We start from the raw sequence: 13,041 nt of genomic DNA, 5'->3' as shown, positions 1-13,041 counted from the left end.
TCACCTCGGTCACTTAGAAACATGACTGGTCCGGGTCGAACCGATGGTCCGGCGCCCGTCAGCAAGGAGCCCCACCCGATGAGTCCGATGCCCGAACTGTCGCGCCGCAGCCTGCTCGGCGGCGCGGCGGCGGCCGCCGTGCTGTCCGCCCTCCCGATCAGCGTCCAGGAGGCGCTCGCCGCGCCGGCCAAGCCCGGACGGCTGGCGGACATCCAGCACGTCGTGGTGCTGATGCAGGAGAACCGCGCGTTCGACCACTACTTCGGCACCCTGGCGGGCGTCCGCGGCTTCGGCGACCGGACGGCGGTGCGCGGGATCAACGGGCGCTCGGTGTTCCACCAGCCCGACCCGGGCCGCAAAGAGGGCCACCTGCTGCCCTTCCCGATGAACGCCGCGCACACCAGCGCCTACCAGCAGGGCGCGCCCGCCTTCGGCTTCGTGGACTCCATGAAGGCCTGGAACGACGGCCTCGCCGACGGCTCGGTCACCCGCCGCTCCGGCGGCTGGCTCGGCCAGGGCTACTACGAGAGCGCCGACATGCCCTTCTACCACGCGCTCGCCTCGGTGTTCACCACCTGCGACGCCTACTACGCGTCCGTCCAGTGCAACACCAACACCAACCGCGACCACCTGATGACCGGGACCAGCGGCGGCACCGTACGGGACACCCCGGTGACCGACAACACCGAGATCCCCGGCGGCTACGAGTGGACCACCTACGCCGAGCGCCTGGAGCGGGCCGGCGTCAGCTGGAAGACCTACCAGGCGCTGGACAACTTCGACGACAACGCGCTCGCCTGGTTCGCCCCCTTCGTCAAGGCCAAGCCCGGCGAGCCGCTGTACGAGCGCGGCATGCGGGCCGTCGGCGACCCGGCGAAGAAGAACGACCCGTTCGCGATGGGCGACGCCCTGGTCGACGCCTTCGCCGCCGACGTCCAGGCCGACCAGCTGCCGCAGGTGTCCTGGATCGTCGCCCCGGCCGCGCTCTCCGAGCACGCCAACTACGCGCCGCCGAACGGCGAGCACCTCACCGCCCGGCTGCTCGCCGCCCTGGCGGCGAAGCCCGAGGTGTGGCAGAAGACCGTCTTCATCCTCAACTACGACGAGCACGGCGGCTTCTTCGACCACCAGCTGCCGCCCGTCCCGCCGCTGGCCACCGGGCGCGGCAAGTCGACCGTGCCGGTGGACGGCGAGGTCGTCGTCCGCGTCGGCAAGGGCTCCGCCACCTACCACCGGGTCGTCGGTCAGGACGGCAAGTACCGGGTCAAGGCCGCGGACGGCTCGCTCACCTGGTCCGACACCCTGCCGGCCGGCGAGACCCTGGTCTCCGGCCCGTACCCGATGGGTCTGGGCGTGCGGGTGCCGATGGTCGTGGTCTCGCCGTGGACCCGCGGCGGGGTCGTCGACTCCACCGTCTACGACCACACTTCGGTGCTGCGCTTCCTGGAGCAGCGCTTCGGCGTCCAGGAGCCCAACATCAGCCCGTGGCGGCGCACCGTCTGCGGCGACCTCACCAACGTCTTCGACTTCTCCGGCCGCAACCCGGTCTGGCCGCAGCTGCCCGACACCAGCGGCAACCGGCAGAAGGTGGTCGACACCGGCAAGCTCCCCGCCCCCACCGTGCCCAGCCCGCAGGCCTTCCCGCAGCAGCAGCGCGGCACCCGCTCGGCCCGCCCGGCGCCCTACGACCTGCTGGTCAAGCCCCGGCTGAAGGGCGGCGAGCTCACCCTCGACCTGGTCAACCAGGGCCGCCAGGGCGCGGTGTTCGCCGTCTACCCGGCACCGGGCGGCGCGCCCCGGCACTACACCGTCGGCGCGAAGAGCCGGCTCTCCGACGTCTGGACGGTCGGCCCGGAGGGCTACGACCTGCGCGTCCACGGCCCCAACGGCGCGCTGTGGCACCTGCGCGGCGATGCCGCCGCCACGTACGAGGTGTCGCTGTCGGAGGAGCGCGACGGCAAGGTCCTCGAAGTCGACGTGATCAACCGCTCGCGCACCGCCCAGACCTTCCTGGTCGGCGACCTCGCCTACGGCGACGGGCTGCGCGAGGTGCGGGTCGCGGCCGGCGACGACCGGACCGTCAACCTCGCGGTCCGGCCCGAGGGCTGGTACGACGTCGCGGTGGCCGTCCGCGGGGACCTCACCTTCCGCCGCCGGATCGCCGGCCGCTTCCCCTGGGACGACCGGACGGTCACCGACCCGGCCCTGGGCCTGGCCGACCCGCTCGCCGTGGACGTCGCCCTCGGGGCCGCCTCCAGCACCATCGACGAACCCGTCCTGCTGCCCGGCCGCCCGGCCCGGGTCTCGGCCGTGCTCACCGCCACCGCCGCGCTCACCGCCGTCGAGGCGCAGCCGGTCGTCCCGCCGGGCTGGACGGTCACCGCCGTCACCGCGCCGCCCGCCTCGCTCGCCGCCGGCGCCACCGCCACCGCCGTCTGGGAGGTCACCCCGCCCGCCCAGCTGCCGGACGGCGCCACCCACCGGATCCTGGTCACCGCCCGGGCGCTGGCCGGCGACCGCTTCGCGATCGCCGACGGCGAACTCGCCGCCCGCCCCGCCCCCGTGATGGCCGGCCACCTGCTGGGCGAGGACTTCGAGTCGCTGGCCGGCGTGCTCCAGCCGCAGGACGGCGTGCTCGGCTGGACGGCTCAGGCGCCGCAGGGCTGGTCGGTGGTCAACGCCCCCGGCATGCCGCAGGGCACCGTCCGTCTCCAGGGCTGGACCTTCCACACCAAGCGGGAGTGGTCCACCCCGGCCGGGCAGGACCGCGGCAACTTCACCCGCGGCCTGGGCGTCCTCGCCGTCGCCGACCCGGACGACTGGGACGACACCGGCTCCCCCTCCCGCAAGGGCGTCTTCGACTCCACGCTCGTCTCCCCCGCCGTCCGCCTCCCGGCCGGCGCCGACACCCTGTACCTGGCCTTCGACTCGCACTACCGGCAGGAGGCCCCGCAGAAGGCGTCCGTCACCGCCGTGTTCGACAACGGCACGGAGACCCGCCTGGTGTTCTACAGCGCCGACGCCACCGGCAACGACAACGCCGGCAAGGACGTCCAGAACGCCCTCGTCACCCGCCGCCTCGCCGTCCCGGCGGGGGCGCAGGCGGTGACGCTGAAGTTCCGGATGTACGACGCGGGCAACAACTGGTACTGGGCGGTCGACCACGTCCGCCTGGACAGCCGGCCGATCACGGGCTGACCGTCCGGGAACGGCCCGATCGGCCGTGCTGCGCCGCCCCTGCTTTCCGGGCTCGGCGCGGCCCGGCCGCTCGGTCAGGCCCGGCCGCTCGGTCAAGCCTGGTCGGCCGGTCGGGCCCGGCCGCTCGGACCGATCGGTCAGGCCGGGCCCGAGGAGCCGCCGGAGGCCCCGGCGGCCTCGGGCTGCTGTTGGGTCGAGCAGTGAATGCCGCCACCGCCGGCCGCGATGGCGTTGATGCTCACCGGGACGATCTCGCGGCCGGGGTGGAGGTCGGCCAGCACGCCCGCCGCCCGGTCGTCGGAGGCCTTGTCCCCGAACTGGGGCATGATCACGGCCCCGTTGACGACGTAGTAGTTGAGGTAGGTGGCCAGGAAGTCCTTGCCCCGGTCCGGCTGCCCGGTGAGGTCGGGTTCGGCGAGTTCCACGATCCGCGGCTTGCGGCCCTTGGCGTCGGTGGTGGAGCCGAGCACCTGCAAGGCCTGGTCGGAGGCGCGGGACCAGATGTCCGGCGGCGTGTCGGGGCCGGGGCGGTGGATGACGACCACGCCCGGCTCCGCGAACCGGGCCAGGGCGTCGATGTGGCAGTCGGTGATGTCCTGCCCGGCCACGCCGGCGAACCAGATGACCTTCTGGACGCCGAACAGGTCCTTCAGGGCCCCCTCGATCTGGTCGCGGCTCGTGCCCGGGTTGCGGTTCGAGTTGACCCACGAGCTCTCGGTGGCCATCAGGGTGCCCTCGCCGTCGACCTCGATCGCGCCGCCCTCGCCGGTGATCGGCGCCTGGATGCGCCGGATCCCGTAGTGGTCGAGGAGGTTCCGGGCGACCTTGGCGTCGTTGTCGTGGGTCTGCTTGCCGCCCCAGCCGTTGAAGTTGAGGTCGACGCCGGCCAGCCCTGCCGGGCCGGTGACGAAGGTCGGGCCGGTGTCGCGGGCCCACAGGTCGTCCACCGCCAGGTCGAGGACCTCGACGCTGGAGCCGCACAGCTGCCGGGCCGCGGCGCTCTGGTCCGGTCGGGCCATCAGCACCACCGGTTCGAACCGGGCGACGGCCTGCGCGACGTGCGCGATGTCCTGGCGGACGGCGGGCAGTTGGTCGCCCCACACCGAGTCGAGGGCCGGCCAGGCCATGAACGTCCTGGTGTGCGGACGCCACTCGGCCGGCATCGCGTACGACGCCGCGGCGCTCGCGGCTCCTCCCGTGCCCGTGCCGGCGGCCGTGGTCGGCTCGTCCTTCGGGGACGAGGCCCCCGACGAACCGCAGCCTTCCACCATCGCGACCACGGCCACGGCCGCCCCGGAGCGCAGCACGGCCCGGCGGGACAGGGCGGGTTCTCTCACGGCAGGTCCCCTCGTTGACACGGATTCCACCCCGAAACGGGCGATATCCGACAGTAGGGGCGGCCGGCGGGTCCGGCGGCGAGCCCGCGCGGCGCCGATCGGGCGAATCGGGCGATCCGCCGGGCCGGGTGGGCCGGGTGGGCCGGGTGGGCGCCTCCCGGGAGAGACTGAAAGTTCAGTCAATAATTCGAGTACAGTGGACCACCATGCCAGACCGTCGAACAGAGATACTGAGAGCGGCCACGAGACTCATCGCGCGACGCGGCGTACGCGGACTGCGGGTGGGGGAACTGGCGGCCGCGGCCGGGGTGTCGACCTCGCTGATCTACTACCACTTCACCGACCGCGCCGGGATCCTCCGCGAGACCCTGGAGTTCATCGGCGAACGGGCCGACCGCTACACCGCCGAACCGGAGCCCGGGGCGCCCGCGAACGACCCCTGGAGCGAACTGGCCCAGGCCCTGCTGCTGGAACTCCAGGACTCCACCGAGGTCCGCGAGAACAGCACCGCCTGGGGCGAGTTGCGGGCCAGCGCGGTCTTCGAGTCCCGCCTCCGCGAGGACCTGGCCAGGGCCACCCACACCTGGGTGCACGAGATCGCCGGCCTGCTCGGCCGCGCCCACCCGTTCGGCACCGCGCCCGCGCACGCGGCCTCCGCCGAACGCCTCACCGCACTCCTGGAGGGCCTCTCCATCCGGTGGCTGAGCGGCTCGCTGCCGCTCGACCGCGCGCGCAGCCTGCTCGGCGAGGCGATCGGCACGGAGATCGCGGGCTGGCGGGCCGAACGTCTCCCGGGCCGACCGGACAGGCCCTAAGGCAGCGGTTCCTGCATCGTGGAGCAGTGGATGCCGCCGCCCCCGGCCATCAGGCGGTCGACGTCGAGCTGGACGACCTCACGCCCGGGGAAGGCCTCGGCGAGGGTGCGCCGGGCGGCCTCGTCCTTGTACACGTCGCCGAACTGCGCCGCGATCACGCCCCCGTTGACGACGTGGAAGTTCAGGTACGAGTCGACGAACTTCGAGTCGCGCGAGCGGACGGTGTCGGGGCCGTCCACCCGGATCACCCGGAGCCGGCGGCCCCTGGCGTCGGTGGCCCGGGAGAGGATGTCGAACTGCTCGCGGGCGTCCCGGGCCCAGACGTCGTGGCGGTCCGCCGGGGGCAGTTGCACCAGGACGACGCCCGGCCGGACGAACCGGGAGGTGACGTCGATGTGGTCGTCGGTGATGTCCCGGCCCTTGATCCCGGGGACCCAGATCATCTTGTCCGCGCCGTACACCTCCAGGACGGCCTCCTCGATCTCGTCCCGGCTCATGCCCCGGTTGCGGTTCTTGTTGACCAGGCTGCTCTCGGTGGCCATCAGGGTGCCGTCGCCGTCGGTCTCGACCGAGCCGCCCTCGCCGACGAACTCCGCGTAGGAGAAGGGGAGTCGGAGCATCTCGGCGATGCCGCGCGCGACCTCCGCGTCGTCGCGGTGGGTCTGCTTGCCGCCCCAGCCGTTGAAGTTGAGGCCGACGGCGTCGAGCCGCCCGTAGCCGTCGCACCGGAACACCGGGGCGGTGTCCCGCATCCAGAGGTCATCGGTGGGGACGGCGTCCGTCACGGTGACGGCGGATCCGCACAGGGACCGGGCCTCCCGGACGCTGTAGTCGTCCGGGGCACACATGACCACCGGCTCGAATCGGGCGATCGTCCGGGCGATGAGCGCGATGTCCTGCTGGACACCCGCCAGCTGCCGGCCCCAGACGGACTTGCGGGACGGCCAGGACATCCAGGTGCGGGCGTGCGGGACGTCGTCGCGGTCCACCCACCACTGCGGGAGCCCGGCCTCGCCGGCGTACGGCAGCCCGTGCTCCGCCTGGTGCGGGGGCGGGGCCCCGAAGAGGCGGTCGAACAGGGAGCGGTTGTCACCGTGGGTGTTGCTCATGACGATCTCCGAATCAAGTATTGCCCACCGAGTGACCGGTGGCCCCGCAGCCGCAACTCTGACATTGACTGAATTTTCAGTCAAGCTCCAGATCATGGAACTGCCCAGCCGGCCCCGACACGGGAAAAGGCCCGGCCCGGGAAGAGGCCCGGCGCGCGAGAAGGCCCCGGGCCGCCTCGCCCGGGGCCGGAACGCGACGCGCGCTACCCGCGCAGTCGCTCCACTTCGGCCTCGATCGCGCCGGCCATCAGCTCGCGCGCGTGCGCCACCGGCAGGCTGCCGCTGAGCCAACGGACGCTCAGCCCCTCCAGCAGCGCGGTCAGCCGCTCGGCCGAGGCCGCCAGGGCGGCGGCCCCGTTCATCGGCCGCACCTGTCCGAGCAGCTCCGCGACCTCCTGGACCCAGACGAGGGTGGCCCGGGCCAGGTCCTCCCGCAGCTCGGGGTCGAACACCGCACTCGCCCGCAGCTCGCCCCAGGCCGTGCTGTTCTCCCGCACCTCGGGGGTGTCCTGGAGCTCCAGCAGCAGCGTCTGCTCCAGCTCGCCCCGGACGTCCAGCGGCGGCGCGTCCGCCGCGCGCTCCGTCGTGTAGCGCTCGGCCCGGTCGTTGATGAACTCCAGCGTCGCGCGGAGGATCCCCGCGCGGTCCTTGAAGTGGTAGTAGATCAGCGCGGTGGACACACCCGCCTCCGCCGCCAGTTCCTCCACGCGCAGCCCGCGGACGCCGCGCCGGGCGATGACCCGCGCAGCCGCTTCCATGATCAAGGTTCGACGGTCAGCCACAAGGAATCACCTTACCCGGACGGGGCACCGACCGACCGGAGGACCCCATTCCTGACTGAAATCCCAGTCGGGGTATGATCCGGTGCGCTTCACGACACCGGCGTCCGCCCGGGCCCCGGCCCACCCGCCGCACCCTCGCCCCGCCCCGCCCCGCCTTGCCCCGCCCCCGCTCCGCCACTCCCCCGTCCCACCCGCACGACCCGCTGGGAGCCAGCATGACCGCAGAGCCCTTCGGCGCCCCGTCGCCCACGGCGTTCCAGGCGCTGTCCCCGGACGACCCCCGCGAGGTCGGCGGCTACCGCCTCTGCGCGCGGCTCGGCGCGGGCGGCATGGGCCTCGTCTACCTGGCCTACACCCCCGGCGGGCGGCCGGTCGCGCTCAAGGTCGTCCGGCCCGAACTCGCCGAGGACCCCGAGTTCCGGCACCGCTTCGCCCAGGAGGTCGCCAGCGCCCGGCGCATCCACGGCCTCTACACCGCCCAGGTGGTCGACGCGGGCACCGACGCCGCCACTCCCTGGCTGGCCACCACCTTCGTGCCCGGCCCCTCCCTCCAGCAGGTCGTCCAGCACTACGGACCGCTGCCCGAACGGGCCGTCCTGCTGCTCCTCGCCGGCATCGCCGAGGCCCTCCAGGCGATCCACGCGGCGGGCGTCGTCCACCGCGACCTCAAGCCCGGCAACGTCCTCGTCGCCGCCGACGGCCCCCGCGTCATCGACTTCGGCATCGCCCGGGCCGCCGACGCCAGCCCGCTCACCGGCACCGGTCTGCGGATCGGCTCGCCCGGCTTCATGGCCCCCGAACAGGCCCTCGGCCTGTCCGCCTCCCCGGCCACCGACGTCTTCGCGCTGGGCGCCCTGATCGCCTACGTCGGCTCCGGCACTCCCCCCTTCGGCGACGGGCCCGAGCCCGCCTCGCTGTACCGGGCGGTGCACGAGGAGCCCGACCTCTCCCAGCTGCCGCCCGGACTGCACGAACTGGTCCGGCTCTGCCTGGCCAAGCGCCCCGAGGACCGGCCGGGCACCGCCCAGCTGATCGAGGCCGCCCGCCGGCACCCCGCCACCGGCGGCGAGCTCCGCTTCTCCGACGACTGGCTGCCCCAGCGGGTCAGCAGCGCGATCCGCCGCCACAGCGACCTGCCGACCACGCCCGGCGCACCCGCCCCGCCCGCCACCGTCCTCTCCCCGGCCCGGGCCGCGGCCGACGCCCCGACCACGCTCGGCCTCCCCGCCCCGCCGCCCACCCGGCTGCAACCGGCCCCCGACAGACCCGAGCCCGCCGCCCCGGCCCGCCGGCGCACCCGCACCCGCACCCGCACCGTGCTCCTGACCACCGCCGCCCTCCTCGTCGGCGCCGCGGCCGCGTTCGTCCTGCTCGATCCCGAGTACCTCGACGCCCTCGACGACCTCGACGACCAGAACGTCGCCGCCGGCCTCGCCCCGTCCGCCGGCGCCGCCGCCACCACCGCTCCGGCCCCCGGCCAGGCCACCGCCGCCGCCACGACGGCCGCCGGGTACACCTCCGTCCACACCAACCTCGAACTCACCTCCCCCGACCCCACCTACGAGTTCGACCTCAAGGCCGGGAAGGTCACCGCCCAGGACGCCTCCACCTGGTACCTGGGCCGCCACGCCGGCGAGTTCTCCATCCCCGAGGACAGCGACGCCTACGTCGCACCGACCGGCCGGCTCACCCTCCCCGACTGCGTCAAGGGCGTCGAGACCCAGCCGGTCTCCTCCCTGCCCTTCAACGCCCTGCGCGCCGACCGCAGCTTCTGCGTCCGCGCCCAGGGTGGCCAGGACATCGCCATCGTCCGCGTCCTCGCCACGGCCGACGACGGCCCGGTCCGGATCTCGCTCACCTCCTACCACCGCTCCGCCTGACGCGGCGCCACCCCGGGCGGACGGCTTGGACGACGAGCAGCTGCGGCGACCGATGACCCTGTCGGGGACGAACCTGCCGGGCCTGGTCAAGCACCCGGGGGGGGTGCCGAGCCGGGCTGGTTCTGCGAGGCGTTCGGCCGCGGGACGGGGCCCCTGCCCTTCGACCTGGAGGCCGACGAGACCTCCGAGATGAGGGTGGAGCCGCACGAGTCCACCGAGGACGTCCTGGCGTACTACGCCCGCGCCCGCGCCGCCGCCGCCGACCAGATGATCGGCGAGCTCGACCTCGACGACCTGGGCAAGGCCTGGTTCGGCGACGCCGTGTCGCTGCGCTGGGTGCTCATCCACATGGTGACGGAGACCACGCGGCACGCGGGCCACATGGACATCCTGCGCGAACTCCTCGACGGCGCGGCCGGCGACCACAACCGGGGCTGAGCCGGGCAGGAGCCGCACCCGCGCCATCCCGCGCTGTCTCCGGTGAACGCCTGACGTGCCCGCCCGGCGCCTTCACACTGGTGGTGAAAGACGCAGGCCGACCTGCGACCGCGAAACCCCGAAGGTGCACATGAGTGAGCGATTCGCCGCGTTGGACGACCTGGCCGAGCGGTGGGGCCTGAGCGGCCTGGAACTCGTCGGCCAGGGACTGGAGTTCTCCGTGTTCCGGGCGCAGGCGCGGGACGGGCAGCCCGTCGCGGTGCGGCTCGCGCGCCAGCGGTTCGAGTCGAACGCCAACGACCCCGACGTGGACACCCGGACCCTGCTCCGGCAGGAGTACGCCATCGCGAAGCACCTGGCCGCCCACGGCCTGCCGGTCGCGCAGCCGAGGGAGCTCGTCCTGGCGGACGACCCGGCCGCCCCCGACGTACTGCTGTCCGCCTACGTCCCCGACGACGGCTCGGACCTCGACTCCTTCGAGCTGGGTCACCTCCTCGCGCGGCTCCACCGGGTGCCGCCGCCGCAGCTGAGGCCCGTCGCGGCGGAGGGAACCGGCACGGCGGCGGCGATCGCCGCACGCATCGGGCGCCGCTGGGCCGAGATCGGCCGCCGCGTCGGCGACTGGCCCGAGCCGCCGGCCGCTTCCCTGATCGCCGGCCACCTCGCCGGTTTCACCGAGGACAGCCTGCTGCACCTCGACGTGCGCAGCGCCAACATCCGCCGCCACCAGGGGCGGGCGGTCGCCCTGCTGGACTGGTCGAACGCCCTGCTCGGGGCCCCGGCCCTGGAGTTCGGCCGGCTCGTCGAGTACGCCCGGTACCCGGAGAACGACCTCGACCCGGCGGCGGTCCGCAGCGGGTACGCGAGGACGGCGACCGCCCCGGCCGACGACGATCCGTGCCTGGTCGTGGGCCGGCTGGACGCCGCGCTGATGCTGGCGCTCGTCTTCCTCTCCGAGGCGCCCGACGCCGGCCGGGGCCCGGCGGCGGCCGACCACGCCCGCGAGCTCGCGCTCAGGATGGGCGCGGGCCACGCGTGAGGAAGCCCGGGAGCAGGGCTCTCAGGGCCGGCCGAGGACGCGGTCGACGGCGATCTCGATGACCACCCGGTCCGGGTTCGCCCGGGGTTCGCGGTAGCGCTCGGTGTAGCGCCGCTCGGCGTCGGCGACCTGCTCCGGCTCGTCCCGGACGACGGCCACGCCCTCCAGGGTCGACCAGCGTGCCCGGTCCACCTGGCAGACCGCGACCCGCAGGCCCTGCGGGCCGGCCGCCGCCACGTTGCGGGCCTTGCGGCTGGTGCGGCTGGTGATCACCCGGGCCGTCCCGGTCTCCGGCTGGTACGTCACGCCGACCGGCACCACGTGCGGCGAGCCGTCCGGGCGAGCGGTGGTCAGGGTGGCGATGTGACGCTCCCGCCAGAAGGCGAGGAAGGCGTCGTCGAGGTCGCGGGGATCATGGGCCATGATCGCGATGCTACGGCCCCGGAGCACGCGCCGTGCTCCGGGGGCCGTTCATCGTCAGTGCCCGCGGGCGATCCAGTCCGGCAGGGCCGGGGCCTCGGCGCCGATGGTGGTCGGGTCGCCGTGGCCGGTGCGGACCACCGTCTCGGCCGGGAGCGACAGCAGCCGCTCACGGATCGAGTCGATGATCGTCGGGAAGTGCGAGAACGACCGGCCGGTCGCGCCCGGGCCCCCGTGGAACAGCGTGTCGCCGGTGAAGACGGTGCCGAGCTCCGGCGCGTACAGGCAGACCGCGCCCGGGGCGTGACCCGGGGTGTGCAGGACGGTCAGCTCGGTGCCGGCCACCTCGATCCGCTGCCCGTCGGCGAGTTCGCCGTCCGGGAGGCGGTCGGGGTGGGTGAGCTTCCACAGCGGCAGGTCGTCCGGGTGCAGCAGGATCGGCGCGCCGGTGCGGGCGGCGAGGGCCGGGGCGGCGTCGATGTGGTCGTTGTGCGCGTGGGTGGAGACGATCGCCAGCAGCCGGCGCCCGCCGAGCGCGGCCTCGATCGCGTCGGCGTCGTGCGCGGCGTCGATCACCACCGCCTGCTCGTCGTCGCCGACGATCCAGACGTTGTTCTCCACCTCCCAGCTGCCGCCGTCGAGTTCGAAGGTCCCGGCCGTCACCAGCCGGTCAATGCGCGGACTCATGCGCCCACCTCGCTTCGCTCGGCAGGTGCTTCGCCCGATGCGCACCTCTCGATGGTTCGCTCGCTACGCTCGCTCACAGGACCACGACCGAACGGAGCACGTCGCCCTGGTGCATGCGCTCGAACGCCTGCTCCACCGCGTCGAGTTCGATGGTCTCGGTGACGAACGCGCCGAGGTCCAGGCGGCCCTGGAGGTGGAGGTCGATCAGCATCGGGAAGTCCCGCGAGGGCAGGCAGTCGCCGTACCAGGAGGACTTCAGCGCGCCGCCGCGGCCGAACACGTCGAGCAGCGGCAGCTCCAGCGTCATCTCCGGCGTGGGCACGCCGACCAGGACGACGGTGCCGGCGAGGTCGCGGGCGTAGAAGGCCTGCTTGTAGGTCTCCGGGCGGCCGACCGCCTCGACCACCACGTCCGCGCCGTTGCCGCCGGTCAGCTCCCGGATCGCCTCGACCGGGTCGGTGCTGCGGGAGTTGACGGTGTGGGTGGCGCCGAGCTTGCGGGCCGTCTCCAGCTTGCGGTCGTCGATGTCGACGGCGATGATCTTCGCCGCGCCCGCCAGCCGCGAGCCCATCACCGCCGCGCCGCCGACGCCGCCGCAGCCGATCACCGCGACCGAGTCGCCGCGGCCGACGCCCCCGGTGTTGATGGCGGCGCCGATGCCCGCCATCACACCGCAGCCCAGCAGGCCGGCGACGGCCGGCGAGACCGCCGGGTCGACCTTGGTGCACTGGCCGGCCGCGACCAGGGTCTTCTCGGCGAACGCGCCGATCCCCAGCGCCGGGGACAGCTCGGTGCCGTCCAGCAGCGTCATCTTCTGCTTGGCGTTGTGGGTGTTGAAGCAGTACTGCGCGCGGCCGCGCCGGCAGGCGCGACACTGGCCGCACACCGCACGCCAGTTGAGGACGACGAAGTCGCCCGGCTCGACCTCGGTGACGCCCTCGCCGACCGACTCGACGACGCCCGCCGCCTCGTGCCCGAGCAGGAACGGGAACTCGTCGTTGATGCCGCCCTCGCGGTAGTGGAGGTCGGTGTGGCAGACCCCGCAGGCCTGGATTTTGACCACCGCCTCGCCCGGCCCCGGGTCCGGCACCACGATCGTGGTCACCTCCACGGGCGCGCCCTTGGCGCGCGCGATGACTGCCTTGACCTGCTGGGCCATCCGATTCCACCTCCGTCGGCCGATGCGGCTCTGCACCGGCGTGACCTGCGACAAACGACTGCCCACGAAGCGTAGCGCCCGTAGCGACGGGCACCGACGGGGCGGGCCCGGTGATCCGGCTCACCGCACCTGCCGCGCGGGCGTCATATGCCGTCGAGATATCCGCCGGGCCCCCGG

General features: G+C 73.8%; 11 protein-coding genes. 5 read left to right on the top strand and 6 right to left on the bottom strand.

Going from position 1 to position 13,041, the window contains the following annotated elements:
* Positions 1 to 78 precede the first annotated feature (78 nt).
* On the top strand, positions 79 to 3,198 hold the full coding sequence (locus AC07AL_RS14655) for a phosphocholine-specific phospholipase C (RefSeq protein WP_363587563.1): 3,120 nt from the start codon (positions 79 to 81) through the stop codon (positions 3,196 to 3,198).
* A 137-nt stretch (positions 3,199 to 3,335) separates the two neighbouring features.
* On the opposite strand, the gene AC07AL_RS14650 is transcribed toward AC07AL_RS14655, so the two are convergent.
* The gene (locus AC07AL_RS14650) at positions 3,336 to 4,535 is read right to left on the bottom strand and encodes an agmatine deiminase family protein (RefSeq protein WP_363587561.1); all 1,200 of its coding nucleotides are present in this window, start codon (positions 4,533 to 4,535) and stop codon (positions 3,336 to 3,338) included.
* 206 nt (positions 4,536 to 4,741) lie between these two features.
* Between AC07AL_RS14650 and AC07AL_RS14645 the strand changes: the two genes are divergently transcribed.
* On the top strand, positions 4,742 to 5,350 hold the full coding sequence (locus AC07AL_RS14645; protein ID WP_363587559.1) for a TetR/AcrR family transcriptional regulator: 609 nt from the start codon (positions 4,742 to 4,744) through the stop codon (positions 5,348 to 5,350).
* Here the strand turns inward: AC07AL_RS14645 and AC07AL_RS14640 are convergent.
* Positions 5,347 to 6,459, bottom strand: coding sequence for an agmatine deiminase family protein (locus tag AC07AL_RS14640; protein WP_478317592.1), 1,113 nt, complete (start codon positions 6,457 to 6,459; stop codon positions 5,347 to 5,349). The genes AC07AL_RS14645 and AC07AL_RS14640 overlap by 4 nt on opposite strands.
* 203 nt (positions 6,460 to 6,662) lie before the next feature.
* Positions 6,663 to 7,217, bottom strand: coding sequence for a TetR/AcrR family transcriptional regulator (locus tag AC07AL_RS14635; RefSeq protein ID WP_478317595.1), 555 nt, complete (start codon positions 7,215 to 7,217; stop codon positions 6,663 to 6,665).
* 239 nt (positions 7,218 to 7,456) lie between these two features.
* Here AC07AL_RS14635 and AC07AL_RS14630 point away from each other — a divergent pair, with 239 nt between their 5' ends.
* From AC07AL_RS14630 to AC07AL_RS14620, 3 genes are all read left to right on the top strand, one after another.
* Positions 7,457 to 9,121, top strand: coding sequence for a serine/threonine-protein kinase (locus tag AC07AL_RS14630; RefSeq protein WP_478317591.1), 1,665 nt, complete (start codon positions 7,457 to 7,459; stop codon positions 9,119 to 9,121).
* A 153-nt stretch (positions 9,122 to 9,274) separates the two neighbouring features.
* Positions 9,275 to 9,559: a mycothiol transferase gene (locus AC07AL_RS14625; protein WP_478317594.1), complete on the top strand. Its 285-nt coding sequence runs from the start codon at positions 9,275 to 9,277 to the stop codon at positions 9,557 to 9,559.
* Between the two features lie 130 nt (positions 9,560 to 9,689).
* Positions 9,690 to 10,598, top strand: coding sequence for a phosphotransferase family protein (locus AC07AL_RS14620; protein ID WP_478317590.1), 909 nt, complete (start codon positions 9,690 to 9,692; stop codon positions 10,596 to 10,598).
* Positions 10,599 to 10,619: 21 nt separating this feature from the next.
* Here AC07AL_RS14620 and AC07AL_RS14615 read toward each other — a convergent pair whose 3' ends face one another.
* The 3 genes from AC07AL_RS14615 to AC07AL_RS14605 form a co-directional block, all read right to left on the bottom strand.
* Positions 10,620 to 11,021 carry a pyridoxamine 5'-phosphate oxidase family protein gene (locus tag AC07AL_RS14615; protein WP_063350534.1) on the bottom strand — a complete coding sequence of 134 codons (402 nt, stop codon included), beginning with the start codon at positions 11,019 to 11,021 and terminating at the stop codon, positions 10,620 to 10,622.
* Between the two features lie 54 nt (positions 11,022 to 11,075).
* A complete protein-coding gene (locus AC07AL_RS14610) occupies positions 11,076 to 11,705 on the bottom strand; it encodes an MBL fold metallo-hydrolase (RefSeq protein ID WP_400806008.1) in 630 nt (209 codons plus the stop codon).
* Positions 11,706 to 11,778: 73 nt separating this feature from the next.
* The gene (locus AC07AL_RS14605; protein ID WP_363587547.1) at positions 11,779 to 12,864 is read right to left on the bottom strand and encodes an S-(hydroxymethyl)mycothiol dehydrogenase; all 1,086 of its coding nucleotides are present in this window, start codon (positions 12,862 to 12,864) and stop codon (positions 11,779 to 11,781) included.
* Between the last annotated feature and the right edge of the window lie 177 nt (positions 12,865 to 13,041).

Source organism: Kitasatospora sp. NPDC043949 (assembly GCF_056435365.1).
The sequence above is the reverse complement of the archived record's forward strand: the minus strand, read 5'-3'. Positions and strand labels throughout refer to the sequence as shown.